Annotated in this window: 18 protein-coding genes; 9 read left to right on the top strand and 9 right to left on the bottom strand. The window is 35.8% G+C overall.

The window, feature by feature from the left end; genetic code table 11:
• From H4J62_RS09470 to H4J62_RS09455, 4 genes are read left to right on the top strand one after another with little or no spacing between them, the layout of a single operon-like run.
• A complete protein-coding gene (locus H4J62_RS09470) occupies positions 1-1,914 on the top strand; it encodes a VWA domain-containing protein (RefSeq protein WP_182215059.1) in 1,914 nt (637 codons plus the stop codon).
• Between the two features lie 5 nt (positions 1,915-1,919).
• Positions 1,920-3,596: a BatD family protein gene (locus H4J62_RS09465; protein WP_182215060.1), complete on the top strand. Its 1,677-nt coding sequence runs from the start codon at positions 1,920-1,922 to the stop codon at positions 3,594-3,596.
• 58 nt (positions 3,597-3,654) lie between these two features.
• Positions 3,655-4,170 carry a sigma-70 family RNA polymerase sigma factor gene (locus H4J62_RS09460; protein WP_070377194.1) on the top strand — a complete coding sequence of 172 codons (516 nt, stop codon included), beginning with the start codon at positions 3,655-3,657 and terminating at the stop codon, positions 4,168-4,170.
• On the top strand, positions 4,163-4,876 hold the full coding sequence (locus H4J62_RS09455; protein WP_182215062.1) for a DUF3379 family protein: 714 nt from the start codon (positions 4,163-4,165) through the stop codon (positions 4,874-4,876). Before H4J62_RS09460 ends, H4J62_RS09455 begins: the two co-directional genes overlap by 8 nt.
• Before the next feature lie 369 nt (positions 4,877-5,245).
• On the opposite strand, the gene putP is transcribed toward H4J62_RS09455, so the two are convergent.
• A complete protein-coding gene (putP, locus tag H4J62_RS09450) occupies positions 5,246-6,739 on the bottom strand; it encodes a sodium/proline symporter PutP (RefSeq protein WP_182215064.1) in 1,494 nt (497 codons plus the stop codon).
• Positions 6,740-6,994: 255 nt separating this feature from the next.
• On the opposite strand from putP, the gene H4J62_RS09445 reads away from it, so the two are divergent.
• Entirely contained in the window at positions 6,995-8,221 is a 1,227-nt protein-coding gene (locus tag H4J62_RS09445) for an EAL and HDOD domain-containing protein (RefSeq protein ID WP_182215066.1), read from the top strand.
• A gap of 130 nt (positions 8,222-8,351) precedes the next feature.
• Here the strand turns inward: H4J62_RS09445 and H4J62_RS09440 are convergent, their stop codons facing one another.
• The 4 genes from H4J62_RS09440 to H4J62_RS09425 all read right to left on the bottom strand — a co-directional run bounded on the left by H4J62_RS09440 (position 8,352) and on the right by H4J62_RS09425 (position 11,608).
• Positions 8,352-9,161: a DUF2884 family protein gene (locus tag H4J62_RS09440; protein WP_182215068.1), complete on the bottom strand. Its 810-nt coding sequence runs from the start codon at positions 9,159-9,161 to the stop codon at positions 8,352-8,354.
• A gap of 165 nt (positions 9,162-9,326) precedes the next feature.
• A complete protein-coding gene (gene zapE / locus H4J62_RS09435) occupies positions 9,327-10,451 on the bottom strand; it encodes a cell division protein ZapE (RefSeq protein ID WP_182215070.1) in 1,125 nt (374 codons plus the stop codon).
• Between the two features lie 119 nt (positions 10,452-10,570).
• Positions 10,571-10,777, bottom strand: a complete 207-nt coding sequence (locus H4J62_RS09430; RefSeq protein WP_070376065.1) for a cold-shock protein — start codon at positions 10,775-10,777, stop codon at positions 10,571-10,573.
• A gap of 282 nt (positions 10,778-11,059) precedes the next feature.
• Positions 11,060-11,608: an RNA methyltransferase gene (locus H4J62_RS09425; protein ID WP_182215072.1), complete on the bottom strand. Its 549-nt coding sequence runs from the start codon at positions 11,606-11,608 to the stop codon at positions 11,060-11,062.
• A 413-nt stretch (positions 11,609-12,021) separates the two neighbouring features.
• On the opposite strand from H4J62_RS09425, the gene lepB reads away from it, so the two are divergent.
• The 3 genes from lepB (at position 12,022) to H4J62_RS09410 (ending at position 14,978) form a co-directional block, all read left to right on the top strand.
• The gene (gene lepB / locus H4J62_RS09420; RefSeq protein WP_182215073.1) at positions 12,022-12,684 is read left to right on the top strand and encodes a signal peptidase I; all 663 of its coding nucleotides are present in this window, start codon (positions 12,022-12,024) and stop codon (positions 12,682-12,684) included.
• 148 nt (positions 12,685-12,832) lie between these two features.
• A complete protein-coding gene (locus H4J62_RS09415) occupies positions 12,833-13,927 on the top strand; it encodes an HDOD domain-containing protein (RefSeq protein WP_182215075.1) in 1,095 nt (364 codons plus the stop codon).
• Positions 13,928-14,207: 280 nt separating this feature from the next.
• A complete protein-coding gene (locus H4J62_RS09410) occupies positions 14,208-14,978 on the top strand; it encodes a peptidylprolyl isomerase (RefSeq protein WP_182215077.1) in 771 nt (256 codons plus the stop codon).
• A 10-nt stretch (positions 14,979-14,988) separates the two neighbouring features.
• Here the strand turns inward: H4J62_RS09410 and arfB are convergent, their stop codons facing one another.
• Together arfB and hpf are read right to left on the bottom strand one after the other, a co-directional pair.
• Positions 14,989-15,402, bottom strand: a complete 414-nt coding sequence (gene arfB / locus H4J62_RS09405) for an alternative ribosome rescue aminoacyl-tRNA hydrolase ArfB (protein ID WP_070376061.1) — start codon at positions 15,400-15,402, stop codon at positions 14,989-14,991.
• Between the two features lie 123 nt (positions 15,403-15,525).
• Complete coding sequence (gene hpf / locus H4J62_RS09400) at positions 15,526-15,882, bottom strand: ribosome hibernation-promoting factor, HPF/YfiA family (protein ID WP_070376060.1); 357 nt, start codon at positions 15,880-15,882, stop codon at positions 15,526-15,528.
• A gap of 313 nt (positions 15,883-16,195) precedes the next feature.
• Here hpf and H4J62_RS09395 point away from each other — a divergent pair, with 313 nt between their 5' ends.
• On the top strand, positions 16,196-17,299 hold the full coding sequence (locus tag H4J62_RS09395; RefSeq protein ID WP_182215079.1) for a 1-acyl-sn-glycerol-3-phosphate acyltransferase: 1,104 nt from the start codon (positions 16,196-16,198) through the stop codon (positions 17,297-17,299).
• 67 nt (positions 17,300-17,366) lie between these two features.
• On the opposite strand, the gene H4J62_RS09390 is transcribed toward H4J62_RS09395, so the two are convergent.
• Both H4J62_RS09390 and H4J62_RS09385 read right to left on the bottom strand, forming a co-directional pair.
• Complete coding sequence (locus H4J62_RS09390) at positions 17,367-18,764, bottom strand: hypothetical protein (RefSeq protein ID WP_182215081.1); 1,398 nt, start codon at positions 18,762-18,764, stop codon at positions 17,367-17,369.
• 182 nt (positions 18,765-18,946) lie between these two features.
• Positions 18,947-20,386 (bottom strand): hypothetical protein, encoded by a 1,440-nt coding sequence (locus tag H4J62_RS09385; RefSeq protein WP_220470075.1) that lies wholly within the window; start codon positions 20,384-20,386, stop codon positions 18,947-18,949.
• Positions 20,387-20,562: the final 176 nt, after the last annotated feature.

Below are 20,562 nucleotides of genomic sequence, written 5' to 3'. Positions count from 1 at the left end.
ATGGCTGACTTTCACTTTATTCGTCCTTGGTTGTTATTAGCTATCATCGCCTTATTTTTTGCGTTAAAACTCCTCAAAAAATACCGGTTGAGCCAATCTGGCTGGCAACAATTGCTTCCAAAACATTTAGCAAGCGTCTTGGTTGATAAGCAAGACAGTCGGCAAAAGTTGTCGCTTACTTTCCCTTTTATCATAGGTTTATTAGCAATTGTTGCTTTAGCCGGACCTACGTGGAAAAAACTGCCACAACCCGTTTATCAAATAGCACGCGGGTCGGTGTTGATCATGGACATGTCGTATTCTATGTATGCTACTGATATTGCGCCTAATCGATTAACAAGATCGCGATACAAAGCGATTGATTTACTCGAACAATTAAATGAAGGTGAAATAGGCTTAATCGCCTATGCTGGTGATGCTTTTACGATTAGCCCTCTGACAGCCGACATTAATAATATTAAATTGTTATTGCCATCTTTGTCCCCTGAATTAATGCCAGAACTTGGTAGTAACCCTTTAGCTGCGCTAACGCTCGCTCACGATATGCTGGTTAATGCTGGTCATAGCAAAGGTGATATATATTGGTTTACTGATGGTATCGATAATTATGACATTCAAGACATCACCGATTGGAGTAGAAGCAATAATCATCGATTGAATATTTTAGGCATAGGCACAACAACTGGAGCGCCAATAAAGCTTAATAATGGTGAACTGATGAAAGATACGAGTGGTTCTATTATCGTCCCTAAATTATCAATATCAGCCTTAACAGGCGCAGCAAAAAGAGGCAGTGGTTATTATGCAACACTCGCTAACAATAATAGTGATATTGAAGCGTTACTTCGACAACCCAGTGATATTGAAGATCAACAACAAAAAGAATCTTCAAATACGGGTGATCAATGGCAAGAAGCGGGTCCCTATCTATTATTTTTAGTCTTAGCCTTGTTATTGCCCTACTTTCGCCGAGGCCGTTTATTAGCGATATTGCCATTAATATTATTAATGTCACCCGTTGATAAAAGCTACGCGCAAAGCACAACATTACCAAGCACTACAAAACCCAATGCAGTGCTAACAAAAGAATCAGTCCCAGACAAACAGGTGACTGATGATTTTTGGAAAAATTTATGGCAAACCAAAGACCAACAAGGACAACAACAATTCAACAGTGAAGCTTTTGAGCAGGCAGCCACTAGTTTTGAAGATTCATCTTGGCAGGGGAGCTCTTATTATCGCTCAGGAAATTACGAGCAAGCATTAAAAGCATTTCAACGCCAAGACACTGCCGAAGCTCTTTATAACCAAGGTAATTCTCTAGCGCAATTAAAACGTATTGATGAAGCAATTAAAGCGTATGAACAAGCGTTACTAAAAGAGCCACAGCATCAAGATGCAAAAGCTAATAAAGCTTACCTTGAAGAGTTAAAAAAACAACAAGAGCAGCAACAAGAAAACCAAGAACAGAACAACGAAGAAAACAACGACAAAAATCAAGAACAGCAAGAACAAAACGAGCAAGAAAATCAGGGGAAAGATCAAGAGCAGAAAAACAGTGAAGATCCAGCTCAGCCAAGTGAATCTGAGCAACAAGATGATCAAAAAGAAGCGACTGACAAAGAGCAGACCGAACAAGAAAAGTCTCAACAAGAACAAAAAGATAAAGCCGAGCAAGAAAAACGAGCTAAAGAAGAGGAAGGTAAAGAAGACGACCCAAGCCAACCCGAGCAAACACCTGCTCAGCTTCGTGCCGCCGAACAATTAGCAGAAGAGACCGAACAAAAACACCAACAATTACTCAACAAAGTAACTGATGATCCTTATATGTTACTGAGAAACAAAATGCAGCTCGAATATCAAAAGCGCCGTAATAGTCGAAGTAGTCGCGCAAAAGGAAAAAAACAATGGTAAAAATAATGACCCAAACAATAATAGCCCTATTAACTATTTTGCTCAGTAATACGCTTTTTACCTCTAATGCGTTTGCGGCAACTCAAATTAGTACAACTATTGATAAGAATCCTATCGTGGTTAATGAGTCTTTTATTTTAAAAATCACCATAGATGACGATGTCGACACCAACGCTTTAAATACCTCCGCGTTATTAAAAGACTTTGTCGTTGGTAGAACATCGGTGAGTTCTCAAACCAGTATGGTTAATTTTAAAACGACACAAACAACAACCTGGACTACTTTACTAATAGGCAAATCAGCAGGCGATTTTATTATTCCTCCTTTCACCATTGCGGGCATAAACTCTCAAGCCATAAAAGTACAAATATTAGCTGAAAATGATCCGCTTGCTGACAAACAACAAGACATTTTTATTACCACTGAAATATCGGCCAAAGAAGTCTATGTTCAACAACAATTAACCTTAACAGTAAAGCTGCACTTTGCTGCAGAATTGAAGCGTGGCAGCTTAAGCGAACCAACCTTAGAAAGCGCCAGCATTACTCAAATAGGAAAAGATAAAGAAGAAGATACTATTATTAATGGCCGTCGCTATCGAGTTATTGAAAGAACCTATGCAATAAGTCCTAAAAATAGTGGTGAATTTACGTTAAAGTCACCGCTATTCTCTGGCGAAATATTAGTGCCATCAACGCGAAGAAATAACATGTTTAGCTTTTCAGAAACTAAACCTGTTAGTGTCATTGGCGATGAAATTCAACTGCTAGTTCGTCCTATCCCTGAAACATTTCAAGGCACGTGGTTACCGAGTAATTTACTGGCTATTCATCAAGACTGGCAACCTGATTTAACAACGTTCAAAGTAGGCGAGCCGATTACGCGCATCATTACCTTAACTGCAGCAGGTTTATCCGAAGAACAATTGCCACTTTTAGAGATGACGGTGCCCAAAGGCCTGAAAGTCTATCCAGACCAAGCTCAATTACATACCGGCATGAGCAGTGGCCATTTGGTTAGCCAAAAAGTTAGAAATTTTGCCATTGTTGCCAGTAAGCCTGGCGAATATCAGCTACCGGAGATAAGTATTCCGTGGTGGAACACCGTCACTAACCGTTATCAAATCGCTACAATTGCTGCTCAAAAAATTACAGTTTTACCTAATAGCGAGCTTAACACAGCTCCAGCTGTCATGAAAAATCAGCAAAACAAAGTACTTATTCCAACGGAGACAATTGTTGTTACTCAAGCATCCTGGCTACAATGGCTATTTTTAACCTTATGGCTACTTACTGCTTTAGCGTGGTTTATCAGTGCAAAACGCTCTAAACCATTGACAGTAAAAACAACGAAGATTGATAATAGAAATAATAATCCTTACTTATCTTTATTAGCCGCCTGTAAAAAAAATCAGGGCTTAGAAGTGCTCGCTTTAATATCGCCATGGATAAATACCTTACAAGCAAAAGCAGGTAACAAAATAACAGCAACACTTGATGATGCGTTAATCGAAATTAATGATAATAAATTTCAGGAGGAAATTGAGTTGTTACAGCAATGTTATTATGGGAAAGAGCAAAAAAAATGGCAAGGAAAGGCCTTAACAATCTTAATTCAAGCTATTAATAAGCAAGGATTAAAAGTTAATGAAGCTAAGGTTTTAACTCTGAATCCAAGATAAAAATGAAATATATTTTTAAAAGCGAAATAAAATAATGTCAGCTCAGGTCTCTTACAACATGGCAACAAAACAAGTTAGATATGAAGCACTAGTTAAAGCTTTGCATGGCGATTTATTCCGTTATGCTTATTGGCTATGTCACGATAAACATGTGGCTGAAGACTTAGTGCAAGAGACATTTTTACGGGCATGGCGAGCTTTAGATTCATTAAAAGATGAAAAAGCAGCTAAGTCATGGTTGATCACAATTTTACGACGAGAGAATGCTCGTCGTTTCGAACGTAAACGATTTGATATGAGTGAATATGAAGAAGCCACTATTACCGATACTAAATCAACAAGTAGCGAGCAAGAAATTGAAAACTATTGGCTGCGTGAAAAAATAGCACAAATGCCAGAAGAATACCGAGAGCCATTAGTTTTACAAATTATTGGTGGTTTTTCAGGTGAAGAAATAGCTAAACAGCTCGATTTAAATAAGAATACCGTGATGACAAGGTTGTTTAGAGCGCGTAATCAATTAAAAGAAGCTTTAGATAATACTCCCAAAGTTAGAGGTCAATACAATGGATGATTTGCAATTTAGACGTCGTATTTATGCAGATCCAAATACACGTGATGAAGATATGCTTGCTGCAATTCACAGTGACCCTGCCAAGCAAAGTTTTACACAAGAACTTGAAAGTTTAGACAGTAAACTCTTTCAAGCGTTAAATATTGAAGTACCTAAAGGCTTAAGCGATAAACTTATTTTACGTCAAACAATGGCCAGTCATCAGCAGCAAAAGCGTAAAAGTCGTGTGCGTTTAGCTTTAGCTGCGTCTGTTGCCTTTGTTATGGGTTTAACGATTAATTTTATGCAGTTTTCTAATGCCTATAACAACCTAGGAGATTATGCGATAGCTCATATTGCCCATGAAGAAGGACATTTTTCTAACACTTCAACTGCAAATGTGAGCTTAGCCTCTCTTAACGATAAAATGGCGACGTTTAATGGCAGTTTTACAGATAGCATAGGCAAATTAATGTTTGCCAATTATTGCCGGTTTGATGGCATGAAAAGCCTCCACTTAGTTTTTCAAGGTGCAACAAGCATGGTCACTGTTTTTATTGTGCCCAATAATGAAGAGCTTGAATTTACCGCTGATTTTGCAACAGATAAATTAATAGGAAAATCCCAACACTTTAAAAACAGTAATATTATTGTAGTTGCTGACAAAAGTGAATCGCTTACGCAGTGGCAAACAGCCATCGATAGAAATATTAGCTGGTCTATTTAAGTCATAAAAATAATATTTTACTGTTAACGTCGTCGCACATGAAACCATGGCGACGACGTTCTTAATCCCCTCAATTCAAACCACAGATACCATAATCGTCATGCTGAACTCGTTTCAGTATCTAGTACTGACCTCAATAAAATAGAGATTAAAATAACATATACGTTCCTTGCCATCCTTGGCACCACGCTATTGCCTCCAGGGATGGAGGTGCTTATGATTTGTCAGGAACAAAAATCATGACCGTTCATCCTGAACATATACGTTCCTTGCCATCCTTGGCACCACGCTATACCGTTCATCCAGAACATAAAAAGCCCGTTATTGAACATCAATAACGGGCTTTATTTAAGCGAGTTTACAATACCATTAATCGATATTGTGCTGCTCTATCATCTCATCAAACATCTTTTCAACAGATTCATCAGGTGCCGCGGTAAAGTTACTCACCACAACAATCGCTATTGTTGAAAGTATAAAACCAGGAACAATTTCATACATCACTGAACTCAATAGTTCACCACCGACAGTTATCGGAGCATAAATCCAAATAAGAACGGTTATAGCGCCCGTTAACATACCTGCTAAAGCGCCTTGTTTGTTCATTTTTTTCCAGTAGAGACTTAAGATAACTAGTGGTCCAAATGCTGCGCCAAATCCTGCCCAAGCATTACTAACCAAACTTAAAATAGAGCTATTTCGGTCATAAGCTAAAGATATCGCAACAATAGCAACTAGAAGTACAGATAAACGGCCAACAAAAACAAGCTGTTTATCAGTAGCATCTTTATTTAGAAACGCTTGATAAAAGTCACCGGTTAATGAGCTTGATGTCACTAATAATTGAGAAGAAATGGTGCTCATTATAGCAGCTAAAATAGCGGCTAATAAAAAGCCAGAAATGAGAGGGTGAAATAAAACCTGAGAAAATAATACAAAAATAGTTTCTGGATCGGTTAATTCTGTACCCGTTTTCGCCACATAAGCAATACCAGCAAAACCAGTTGCCATAGCACCACAAATAGAAACGATCATCCAAGTCATACCAATACGACGAGCAGCAGGTAAATCTTTAACTGACCGGATTGCCATAAAGCGCACAATGATATGTGGCTGGCCAAAATAACCTAAGCCCCAAGCCATCGCTGAAATAATCGCCAGCGCACTAACACCATTAAACATATTAAACTTTTCAGCATCAATAGAATGAATAACATCATTCATTGTTTGTACGCCACCAATATCGCTTATAACCACAAAAGGTACCAGCACAAGCGCTACGAACATAATACACCCTTGCACAAAATCGGTTAAGCTTACGGCTAAAAAACCACCAAACATAGTATAAAGTACAACAACACCTGCGGTAACGTAGAGCCCAACTTCATAATCTAATCCGAAAGAGCTTTCAAACAATTTACCACCAGCAACGATACCTGATGAAGTATAAAGCGTGAAAAAGACAATAATAACAATTGATGAAACTACGCGTAGCAAATGGCGCTTATCATTAAAACGGTTTTCAAAGAAATCAGGTAAAGTTATCGAATCATTTGCTACTTCGGTATAAGTTCTCAAACGAGGCGCAACAATTAAATAATTAAAATAAGCACCAATTACTAAACCTACGGCGATCCAAATACTGCTTAAACCTGTCACATACATAGCACCTGGTATGCCCATTAGCATCCAACCACTCATGTCAGAAGCCCCAGCGGAAAGAGCCGTCACTGAAGGACTTAGATTACGCCCTCCTAGCATATAACCTGCTGCGTCACTGGTCGATTTTTTAAAGGCATATAAACCTATACCGATCATAACAATAAAATATAAACCTAAAGAAAATAATGTACCAAATGCCAAATTAACCTCCGAAAGTATTATTATATTTTTACTAAGTAAAAAAAATGTTAAAAACTTCTGTTACTAAGCAAAAAATAGATTAAGCTAGTATGACTAGATATTTTGCTATTACTATACTTTTATTGTTTTCAACTATATTAAAGGTATTATCCATGTAATATTTTTATGCCAGCAACTAATATATAAAAATAGTTGATGCTAATTTATCCTTTTTCCAATATATTCAATATAGTTACGAAAATATCAGGAATTTTTATGTATTTTTATGCCGCCAGGCAACCCATTCTAGATAAAGACAAAAATCTTTTTGCCTATGAATTGCTATTTAGAGACAGCATTGACAACGTTTTTCCTGATATCGATGGCGATGAAGCCACCACAAAAATGATTGAAGCAAGTAAATTTAACTTAGGTATAGGAGAATTTACTGGTAATAAGCCCGCCTTTATTAATTTTACCCTTGAAACATTAAGTCTTGGTTACGCAAATATGCTGACCACTGATGAAGTCGTCGTTGAAATTCTTGAAACCGTTAAGCCGGGTAAAAAGCTATTAGCTATTTGCAAAGATCTTTATGAACAAGGTTATACACTAGCGCTAGATGATTATGAACATCAAAAAGTGTGGATACATTTTTTCCCTTATATCAAAATAATAAAAATAGATTGGAAAATATCCACTATTGAAGAAATCAAAGAAGTTAAACAAGCGATTATTAATTTCCCTGATATTAAATTGCTTGCAGAAAAAGTTGAAACTTACGACGAGTATAATCAAGCACTAGAATTAGGCTTTGAACTATTCCAAGGCTTTTTCTTTGCTAAGCCTGAGATGATAAAAACTAAAAGTCTCTCTCCATCACAGATTGCCATGGCTGAGTTACTTTATGAAACATCAAAACCCGAATTAGATTTAATCAGTATTACTTCAGTCTTTGAACGCGATGTAACGCTTTCTTATAAACTATTAAGATATGTTAACTCGGCAATATTTCGCAGACGCAATGAAATATCAACAATAAAACAAGCACTTGTAACACTAGGGTCACAAGAATTAAAGCGATTTTTAGGTTTGATGTTTGCTATAAATGTTAACCCTGACAAACCTTCAGAGTTAATTAATTCAGCGATGGCTCGTGCTAAATTTTGTGAACTTGTCTCAAAGGATATAAATGCTCCAATAGATTCATCTATTGCTTTCTTAACGGGCTTATTATCATTAATTGATGCCATTTTAGATGAAAAACTTGAAACTGTTTTAGAAAAGTTACCACTTGCGCAAGAGATAAAGATTTCTTTACTCACTAAGAAAGGCGTATTGGCTGAATTAATCCAGTTATTAGAGTACATTGAACATGCACAATGGGATGAAACCACTATTGTTATGAAGAAGTTAGGTATAGAAAAGGAAAAAGTCATTAGAGATTACAACCAAGCACTTTCTTGGGCTGACGAGCAGTCACAGATGACAAATGGCAGTTAATTAAGTCAATGGTTCGATTGACAAAAAACAAGTAACTGAATTATTTACTTGTTTTTATTGTCAATGATTAGAGAGTAACGCGCCCATGTTATAATAGGCGATACAGAATTTTATCTATATTTAGTTAAAATTACATAAGTTCTTTAGTGTTTTTAGATGAAACAGTAGTGGTTAATAAATTAAAGTCTTTTAACACTATTATTTCGTTAGTTAACCTGTCTTCAAGTGCATCGATGTCGACAACAGATTGACAAAGTACTTCACTATTTTTTTTAATTTGTTCGCCACGAGATTCCATTTCGTTTTCCATTTTTTCACCGAAATCCTCCATACGAGATTCAAAAGCGTTCATATCGCCACCAGAGAAAAGCATCTGTTGCCCTACCGCTATCATTAAACTACCAATCGAATTTTGCACCGTCTTTTCTATTGCACTTTCAATACGTTGCTCAAAATCTTCGTTGAAAAAGTTTTCTCCTGAAAAACCATCCTCGTCAAAATAAATGTCATTATCACTGGTTAAGCCCAGATCAACTTCTTTACGTATCTCTGAAAGTTGACTAGTAATTTCAGCACTCAGCGTATTATCTTGACCGAGTAACTCATTAAACGCTAAATTAATGCCGTCATTCGCAAGATCAATAGCATCTAATGCAACACTTTTTACTTGTGGAACTGCAGCCCTAATGCCAGACGAATAATCATGAACCAAGGATTGCTGATTATCTGTTAAGTCAACTTGAACACCATTGACATATAATCGTTCATTATCAACAATTTTATAGAGTGGCAGTTTACTTTTAGAGAATTCAATAGCGGTTGGCGTAATTTTAATACCACCAGATATTGTTGCATTGCATGAGTCATTTGTAAAAGATGCGGTGGAAGCGAACGTACTGCTGCTTGCCAATATAAGTGCTGTTGCGATGAGTGTTTTCATATTATGCCCTTCGATTGTTATCGATTAAATAATGCCTAACTTAATATAGACATTACAAAACTAGTGCCAACTAGTAAAACCAATAAAATTCAATAAGATACAAAATAAACATAAAATAAAATGAAAATTAAATACCATTTATTAGTGAAATAAACACATTTGTGGCTAATATGCTAATTGTTGCATTTCAATGAGACGGGATTGGCAGCGAGCAAACTCAAAACTTAATTGCTGTCCTTGGTAAAGCTCAATAATATCAACTTCAGCATTAATAATAAGTCGTATATTTCTATCATAAAATTCATCAACAACAGCAATAAAGCGCCGAGCTTCATCATCTAAGTGGCGAAGTTGGCTTAACAATTTACCGTCGCGTTGATAGTCATCTTCTACGCCTGATATAACAGACGTTATGCGCTCTCCATCAAATTGAGGAACTTGGTCAAGCAATACTAATTTAAAATGATCAGCTAGGCTAATGTAGTCTCGCTGACTTCTAGGACCAGAACATAGTGCATAAAAATCAAAAAGTATAATAGTATCTGTTTTCGCTTGAAAAGGGATTTTACGGTGATTAACGGTTATATTACCTGAAGTGCCTACAATACCCGTAATATCTAAAAACCTTTGTCTAAGCGTTTTGTTATTTAATGGGTAAGTATAATCACGATATGCGATTGCGGTTTCATCATAACGGTCTAAGCGATGATCTACAGCACCATCAACCGATAATACTTGGCAATAATCGTTAATTAAATCTATGGTAGGCATAAATCTTTCGCGCTGTAACCCATTACGATAAAGTTCTTCGGGTCGACAGTTAGAGGTAGCGATTAAAATAATATCTTGTTGAAAGAACGCCTGAAATAAGCCAGAAAGCAACATAGCGTCACCAATATCTGAAACATAAAACTCATCAAAACACAGTACTTTGATCTTTTTAGCCCATTGCTTAGCAATAAACGTTAATGGATCACTTTGTCCTGTACATAAATTTAATTGTTGATGTACTTCTTCAATAAAGCGATGAAAGTGAATACGTTTTTTAGCAGTAACGGCTAAATTTTGAAAGAAGAGATCCATAAGCATGGTTTTACCACGACCGACTCTCCCATAAAGATAAATCCCACGAATAGCAGACGATTTTTTCAGTCGTTTAGCAAGCCAAGATTTATGCTCATGTTGATAGATTTGTTCAGAAAGATCATCAAGTTTGGCAACGGCATTAACTTGTGCATAATCGTATTTAAAATTATTCGAAGTAGATAGAGCTTGGTAAGCTGAAAGCATATCTTAAGTTTTAAACGTTGAAACTAAATTTTTCCCACAAAAAAAGGGTGAGACATAAGTCTTACCCTTTTTAGCAATTTATTTGTATGAGGTAACCTAAGTTAGCTCAAGATACAAAATTAAAGAGCTTGAATGTTCTCAGCTTGAGGACCTTTCTGACCTTGAGTTACAGTAAACTGTACTTTTTGGCCTTCAGCTAGAGTTTTGAAACCGTCGCCAGAGATTGCAGAAAAATGTGCGAAAACGTCAGGACCAGATTCTTGCTCGATGAAACCAAAACCTTTAGACTCGTTGAACCATTTTACTGTACCAGTAGTTGTAGACATAATAGTATCCTATTTGTTTAATATAATTAATCTTAATTTTGTTTTAGCCATTAAATAAATTTAATTCACTAAAACGATGATGCTGAGAGTGTTGCTATGACTTATTAAACAGGACGAGCTACTAACATAACTTCGAAACTTGGTACATAAATATAGGTAGTACTTTCTAGCTGCGTGCATTGTATATCGTTGACAGAAAGAGTCAAGTTTTTTATCGACTTTATTAATTCTTTTGTTTGTTTTATGAACAAACCGTTAGATTAACACTATCAACAAGCCATTTTACTGTTTCACTTTTACCGTGTTATTTGTATCTCTACTTTTTCGGATAAGTTCATCGTCACCAATAGCTATTGCAGACTTTGCTAAGCGGTCATAAAGTAAAACATTTACTGTTGCTGCCAAATTCATACAACCATTCGTTGGAATATATACCACAGCATCAGCTTTATCGATAACAGCCTGACTAATAGTGCCATCTTCAGGGCCAAACACATACATAGCATTTTTAGGGTGAATGAAGGCCGGCAATGGCACCGCTCCTTCAATTAAATCAACACATATTAGCTTGCTCCCTTCGGGTAAACTTTCCACCAAAGATTCAACACCAATTAAAGGTATTTTTTTACTGGCACTTTGTGTGTCGGTATGAAATTTCGCGGCTCTTGCATACCTAACACCACTGTAGAGTACGCTATCAACTTGATAACATCCTGCTGCGCGCATTACAGCACCGACATTACTTGGGCTTTTAGGATCGGTTAAACCTAAGGTTATCTCAGCTGATTCAGCGTTTTTATGTTTTAACGGTACTTTTATCTTTTTAGTCATTAATATAATCGTTTTGGTTAGTTACTTTACAAATACAGGTAAATTCTACAGGAATTCTCCTTAGCTTTAATAAAAAATTCAAGTAAATAATAATTTTTTATTTGTTCTCAAGTTAACGTTTGATTTTATCTATTCTACCTTAGCGACCCATAGTTTAAGCTCGAAACCTATAGTGATATGAACACTAAATAAATTTCACACTAGCAAGTGAAGTGACCAACGAAGTTTACTTTTTAAAAATTATACAAAGCTATTATTAACGCATTATTCATGAGCTCTTTCCTTGTTAAACAGTACAGTTGTCATAATCCGTTACATTTCATAAGCAACAAATCAAAAAATAATGGTCATAATAAACTAAGATTTTCTGTTAATAACTATACCTGTGTCATCAATATTTAAAAGGAAAGAAAATGAAAAATAGTCTCAAAAAACTATGGAAAGAAAATAAGTTATTATTTATTTTTATTGGTTTAATGTTAGTTTTTCGTAGCGCTGTCGCTGACTGGAGTGACGTACCTACAGGTTCAATGAAACCAACAATTGTTGAAGGCGATAGAATTTTTATTAATAAAATGGCTTATGATATTCGCTTACCTTTCACTCATATTTCTCTTGTTACACTTTCCGAACCACAAACCAATGACATCATTATTTTTGATTCAGTGGTCTCAGATAAACGTTTAGTAAAACGTGTAATTGGTGTTCCAGGTGATACAGTTACTATGAGAAACAATAAATTAATTATAAACAACCAAGTGATTAGCTACAAAAAAGAATCAACAACAAACCTGCCATCGAACAATTATCACGACAAGATTGAGACGATCAATGGCCAGCCACATTTTATTCGAACCAGTAAGTTGGCGTCACAATTGGATAACTTCAACCAAGTTATAGTGCCTACTGGTCAGTATCTAGTTCTGGGCGACAACCGAGATAATAGTGCAGATTCACGGGTAATTGGCTTAGTGCCAAGGAAGGAAATTGTTGGCAAATCTAGTCAAGTCGCTTTTTCTCTAGATTATAATAATAACTTTTTACCACGCACTAATCGTTTTTTTCATTCACTTTAAATGTTTGTTAACTACTGGTACCTTTTGCTCAGATTTTAAATCACATTAGGTAAATTCAGACGACTTTTTTATTTTAATCTCGATAATAAACGAATTTATACCTAAACTTATATATATATTCAGTGAATTGATAAAGGTATTCCCCTTCATGTTTAGATCGCTTCTTAGAGCTATTTTTCCTTCAGCTTTTGTTAAGAAAACTACACCTAACTATGAATATTTTCATCTGCTAAAAAGTGAAGGAGAAAGTAATAACACAGCTAATATATCAGTCTCTCAGGAACCGTTTCTTTCACAAATAGATAACTTAGCTGGTCAAATAAAGGATCATCAAGAAATAGATTACGATAAGTTGTTTTTTGATTTATTGTTTGGGGATGACGACACTCAGTATATCAATAAAATTGATCCTCTTAGTGATTATGTAGCTGACCAAATAAATGACTTACTGTTACGCCCACAAAATTTAATTTCTGAACTTCCCGTTATGCCAGCTTCTGTTGATGCTGTATTAACAGCAATAAATAACAAAAATTTTAATGTTAATGAAATTTTAAACATCATTGCGAAAGAACCCAGTATGGCGGCCAGCATGATAAAACTCGCTAATACGGCTAAATACCGTCGAAGTGATGTGCCGATAGTCAGTTTAAAGTCAGCTTTTATGGTGATGGGGTCACAAAGATTACTAGAAGGCGTTGTTTATGTGTTTATTAATAATTTTAGCCCAAAAAACACGCCATATTTCAAATATTTTGGCACTAAAATTTGGCAACATGCTTTACAAACAGCTCTAATATCAAAAGACTTAGCTGACAAAAGTTCTAATATAGATAATGCTTCTGCCGCCTATTTGATTGGCTTATTAAGGAATTTAGGCGAAATGATTATCTTCGACTTAATGGTTGAAGCGTTTCATCATGTTGACCCATCCGCGACACCTAGTTCTCAAACCTTTAAAGCCTTAATTTCATATCACTCGATTAGCTTAACCGCCGCGATTGTTTCAAAATGGAATTTACCGCCAATGATCATTGAGACTATTAAACAGCAAGAAAATAAACAACTGATAAAATCCCCTTTAGCCACGCTCATTGAAGAAGCGAGCTTTATCAGTAAATTGCAAAGTTTATATAGTTATAAAAAAATCAATCAAGAGCAATATGAACTCGCTTGCCAACAACTTAAAAATGAGCAAGTTAAAGCCTATGCATTAAATGTATTGCCAGTGACTACTGAGTAAAATACCTATTGAGGGCTGTTAAGGTAATAACGTTCATCAGCTTAAAAGGTATACTTTTTCTGACGATGATTCCGGTATTTATTTAACGTATGTCGTTAATAACGATATACGTTATCAGTTCTCACCTCTTTTATAGCCTCATTGATATGCTGAAAAAAAATGCTACAACCACAAAATCAAATTTACAGGTAAGAAAAGCTCTTGTTGTTTTAGACTAATACTTTTAGTATCTCTAGCATTGTATTCAACTATTATTATCCCTAATAAATTTAAGGTTACTATGTATAAAAATTCTCCTAAATCACTCGTACTAGCGGGTGCATTTTCTATTGCGACATTATTATCAGTATCGAGTAATGCGACAATTGTTGAATTTGAAACTTCTCAAGGGAATTTCAAAATTAACTTACACGATCAAACCACACCTAAAACAGTAGAAAATTTTTTAAAGTACATTAACGACGGGGATTTCAACAATACTGTTGTTCATCGTTTAGTGCCTAACTTTATTATGCAAGCGGGAGGCTTTGAATTTAACGGAAACTTTCCATTAACGGCCATTGATGTCGATAGTTCCGTAGAAAATGAACCCTTGTATTCAAATGTTAGAGCAACTGTCGCGATGGCAAAAGTAGGAAACAGTCCTAATAGTGCAACCAGTCAGTGGTTTATTAATTATAAAGATAATAGCGCTAACTTAGATATACAAAATGGTGGTTTCACGGTGTTTGGTGAAGTTATTGAAGGTATGGATAATATTGATAAAATAGCCCAGTTACCCATTTGTCAAAGTATACCAATGCCAGACTATACCGACGAGCAATGTTCTAATAGTAATTTTGTACCTGCAAATGAAAATTTTGTAACCATTCGTACTGTTACCATTTCAAATAGTTCAACCACAACGGCTGAAAGCCTATCTCCGGTAAAAAATACGCTGATTAATCAGGAGAGCAGTTCAAGTGATAGTAGCGGTGGCGGTAGCTTATCCTACTTTGCATTACTGGCATTATCTTTAGTCGGCTTACGACGTAAAATAAAAATATCTTAACCAATGTTAACTAGTCAGTGACCTTGCCGCGGAGTGCTTTTACATTGCCGCGGTGAGATTTACCCGCTAAGCGTCTTTTTTTGGAATTTTTTGATGGTTTAGTTTCTCTTCGAACCTTTTGAATAACCATTGCTGATTTAATCACTTCAACAACACGCTCAAGCGCAGATTCACGATTTTTCTCTTGTGTTCTATACTGTTGCGCCTTGAGAACTAAAATTCCCTCTTTAGTGATACGTTTATCTTTTAACGCTAATAAACGTTCTTTATAAAAATCAGGTAAAGACGATGCCTTAATATCAAAGCGTAAATGAATCGCTGATGATACTTTATTGACATTTTGACCACCCGCCCCTTGTGCACGAATAGCGGTTAACTCGAGTTCATTTTGATCTAACCAGACATTATTTGAAAGGGCCAACATATTTTACTTCTACTACCTTATTTATTCACACGTTAAGTATACCATTCATAATGAGAATAATAAGCTAGAAACTAAAACGGGAGCAATAGCTCCCGTAAACATTTAAGTATAACTACTTTGAAATTAGTTCAAATTCATTTCTTGAACTTTCTCATGGGCAATTTCAGGCGTAACTGAAACAGGCTTACTGTGTAAATTTGCTTTTAATTGGCCTTTTCTATGTTTAAGTGCGGCATCAAGCTTTTTGGCTACACTAGCAATTGCGGGAAACATGACATCGTCTTCTGCTGATACAGCAATACGACCACCTTCATAATTTGTTGTTATTTCTGCTCCATATTTTCCATGCTCTTTTGAAAGAATAATGTCTAATGAGATCAGCGTTGGAAAATGGTTAGAAATTTTTAAGAATTTTTCATCGATATGTTCTTTTACACCATCGGTAACATCTACGTGGTGACCTGAAAGATTTATTTTCATAGGTATTCCTTTTGTTTATTGCTCTATTTAAGACTTGAGGGTAAAGTCGAAAAACGCAAGGCCTTAGTATGAAAAAAATATAAATTAATTCATAAAAGAGCTTACACAATTAACTGTAGCAAAAATTATACATTTTATTTGGATTTTGCTTCATTTTTTATATTAATATTATTATTTACCCCTAAGCTAATGAAATTATATTATTTAAAAAAGTAAAGCATAAACAATAGGAGTCTTTTCATTTAAAAAGCGGTTATAATATCCGCCAATTTTTAAGTTAATTAATCGCTGTTAAGCAGTAAAGAGACCTTACATGTTTGATGATATTCGCCCTTATCGTGATGATGAGGTTGCAACTGTGATCCGAAAACTGATTAATGACCAAGGGCTACTTTCTTCTATTGCTAGTTTTAAAATGCCTCGACTGTACAAGCTTCTACCGGTAATTTGTCGCTCAGTGGTAAAATGGACGTTAAAGTTACGCGTGAGTAAGTTTCATAACATCGAAGACATTCAACGTGAAGTAGCAAAGTACTTGCATCACCTCGTAAAAAAAAGTACCGATGGTTTTACTTTTCATGGCTTAGAGAAAATTGATACAAGTAAACCTATGCTGTTTATCAGTAATCATAGAGACATAGTACTTGATGTCGCATTAATTAATTGGGCATTGTACAACAGTGGCATTAATACCGTTGAGGCAGCAGTTGGCGACAACTTATTGCATCAACCTTGGGTTGCTGACTTAATGCGTATTAACAAAAGCTTCATTGTTAAACGCAGTGAAGAGTCAAAACGTGCCATGCTCAATGCGTCAAAGCAATTATCAGCCTATATTCACCATACAGTTTATGAGCGCCAACAAAACATCTGGATAGCGCAGCGAGAAGGTCGTGCTAAAGACGGGATAGACAAAACCAACTCGGCTTTAATTTCAATGTTATTACTAAACAAAGACAAGCAAACGCCGCTTGCAGACTATTTAAATGAAATTAATATTGTACCTGTTTCAATTTCGTATGAATTTGATCCCTGTGATAGAGATAAAGCCATCGAACTTGCAGAACGAGAAGCAACGGGGTGTTATAAAAAGAAAGAAAACGAAGACTTAAATAGTATTACACAAGGGTTAATGGGGAAAAAAGGTCGTGTTCATGTTGAGTTCTGCCACGCGATTAAAGGCGACTATGCCGATAGTAAAGCCGTTGCAAAAGCTATTGATAAAGAGATTATCAGTAACTATAAATTATATGACAGCAACTTAACGGCTTATGCCCAGCTTCACCAGCAAGATGACATTAAGCAAAGCGTAATGAATCAGTTAAATAGCAGGATGTCTGATTTAACTGAACAGCAGCAGCATTGGTTATTAACTATGTATGCAAATCCTGTTAGAGCGAAACAAGCAGTAGATTAATGGCTAACAGTAACGTGTATTAATAAAAAACGGCGCTTTATAGCGCCGTTTTCATATAAAGATAACCTTATTTTTTTATTGATATGTGATAATTTTTTACATTATTAGCAAAAGAGTTATTATTTTCATTTTGATAATACAATAAATAATTTTCATATTTATCAGTATCTTCACTTTGTACCAAATCTGTACTGGTACCCAATACAAGGGTCTCATCATTAATAATACCTTCATAACCAGGTAAAGCTGTAGTTACGGGTAATTGACCAGTAATTCGCCCATAACTTGTCCATTTAGCTGGCATAGGTGTATTATTTTCGGGGTGGTAAGCTTGATAATTGACGGTAATTATAGCCAAAGGATAATTAGCAACATTACTGTAATCATAACTCCAGTCTGATTTGATTTCTGAGAAATAAATATCATCAACATCTGGCTTTTTCGTTGCAGCCGCTAAGGCAAAACTAGTGTTAAAAGCTGAAGAAATAACTTGGTGCTGGCTCGATATTTTTATTTGACCAAAGGCAGAATCAGTTTCAGATAAAATAACCTCAGCATTTGATTGATAAACAGTTTCTGAAACGTAAAGATGGCTATTAAATAAATCAACTGAGTTATCATCTTCAAGAACTCTTGTTGCAAAATGCGCCTGCCCCAAAAATAACTGTTGTGTTGTAAAAGGCTGATGATTTTTATTTAAGCCAATTTGTTCAATAGCGGCAAAAGCTGAAAGTTGCCATACAGCTTGATTGTCGCTATTAACGGCTGTTTGACTAAAATCATCAATAAAGCCAGCAGCACCCAAAACGTTACTGTTATTTCCAGTACCAACAAGCGAGAAAGAATGTAGTGGCCAAGCGCCATCAATTGCTCGGCAAGCTTCAACATTAATAAAGTCAGTGCGTTGTGAGTCTACAGCTTCAGTGCTGGTAAATGTTGCTGAGCTGGTTACTTGAGTTATATCAGAGATAGGGGTATGCGATACTTCAACATTTCGAGTAATACATTCACAATTAGCATCAACAACTTTACTGATATGTTCTGCCTGATAAATAGCGGGCGTTGTTGCTTTTACCTGATGAAAACTAACAAAATCTAAACCTTCCACTTTTCCTACTTGCTGAGTTTTAGCAACAAGTGTGTAATTGATGAGTTCATTGTCTGATAAAAAACTAAAAAGTCCATCATCGTTTGGCTGTAACTTTGTAACAACACTCCAATCATTATTTTGAATAAACAACTCAACATCAACAAACGGTAGTTTTTCGCCACATTTATTGGTCAGTGTAGACGTTAATGAAAAAGCATAACTTTTTGGCGCTGTTGGGGTCGTATTATCGCTGCCACCACCTCCTCCACATGCTTGTATACCCAAAAAGATAGGCAGTAATAAAAGTGTTTTTTTATAGTTGTTTAACAATGAGTTTATTGGGCGGTTTTGTAGCTGAAATAATTTTAATAGCATATCAAGAATTCTTCCTAAGTTTAGCGATCCATTACAGTAATTATAAAGTAATCACCACTAAGACTTAAAGCACTAATATCATCGAGTCTTGTATTCATTATAAAAAATGATATTTTAGCTTTATATAAAGAAAAAAGATCAGCAAATGCTGATCTTTTGATATTTAAATTAACGTGTTAAGTTTATTTTTGCTGATAGAAAGCCGACATAGCTTTATATAATGAATATAAGTCAACTTTTGAACCTACCGCATAAGGAGAGTGAATTGACAAAATGGGTACACCAAAATCAATTACTTCCATATTGTCATTAGACAAATCGCTACCAATAGTTCCGCCAGAAGCTTTACCTTTATAAGTCGATGTTTGCCATTTGATTTTATTATTATCTAAGTAATTACGTGTCCATGCCATGTACTCTGAATTAGCATTAAAACCACCACCGTAAAGTTTCAAGTTAATACCGTTACCTAAACGTGGCGCATTGCCTAATTCCCAAACACCAGCCCAATTAGGATTAACACCCGGGTTAACATCCGCTGAAATAACTTTGGTATTACGCAAAACTTTACGTAACTGGTAATCGTTATAATCGTCACCCATTTGGTTGTATAACAAGCCACTTAACATATCAACAAGATAAGTTGAGCTTGCCCCGGTATTATTAATATTGCCCACTTCTTCGTTATCCACTAAAAAGGCAACCGAGGTATACTCTGGAATTTTCTGTTCAAAGATGGCAGTAACAGCGGCAATAGAGCTTGCCTTATCATCTTGGCCATAAGCAGCGATCATGCTGCGATCAAAGCCAACATCGCGAGGTTTAGTTGCTGGTACTAAGGCTAATTCAGCAGACACTAAGTCTTCGACTGAAATGTCATACTCTGTTTTTAAGAAATCGGTGATCAATTCTTTTATTGATTTATCTAAGTCAGGCTTAGCTGCGATAATAACATCAAGTTCTTCTTTCTTGATCACATCACGACTTTTACGATCCCTGTTTGGATGATCAACATGCGGGGCTAAATCAGGTACCATAAAGATGGGATCGTTTTCATCAAAGCCAACAGAGATATTAACAACTGTCCCATCTTTTTTGTCAACGCGGCCAACCAGTGCTAAAGGGATATTGACCCATTGATAGGTTTTAATACCACCATGAACATAAGTCTGCAGCATAGCAAACTTCTCTTTTTCATAAAGCGGTCGTCCTTTAAGTTCTAGGCGAGGTGAATCAATATGAGCGCCAACAATACGAGTACCTTGCTCAAGGCCTTTTTTACCAATAACAATTAATGAAATAGTACGGTCACGATTGACGTCATAAAAACGAGCACCTGGCTTTAAGTTACTTTTTTCAGACAAACGCTTAAAACCTTGTTTCTCAGCACGTTTTATAGTTTCTGTAACAAAGGTTAATTCTGTTGGTGTTTGATAAATAAAAGTTTTGTAATCGGTCGCATATTTTTCAACGGCAACTAACTCACTTTCAGATAAATTTAGCCAGGTTGATGGTGAAACTTTCTTTGCTTGATCTTTTTCAGCGGTATCTGCATAACTATGACCAGAAAGGGCCATAGTACTTATTATTGCGATGCTTGTTAGGGTTCTTTTTATGTTCATTATTATTTCTTTTGATTAATGGCTCCTGATTATAATAAAGAGAAGTAACGTCCCCTTACAAGGTTTATTCGTTTGAACAGATAGAAAATAAGATGAACGTCGGCATTTTAATCTCCTTATTACAATAAATGCTCATCGCGTTGATCAATATTACTCAGCACAATTAACTTTTGACA

The sequence above is a fragment of the Colwellia sp. BRX8-5 genome, from assembly GCF_014077325.1.
Lineage (GTDB): Bacteria > Pseudomonadota > Gammaproteobacteria > Enterobacterales > Alteromonadaceae > Colwellia_A.
The sequence above is the reverse complement of the archived record's forward strand: the minus strand, read 5'-3'. Positions and strand labels throughout refer to the sequence as shown.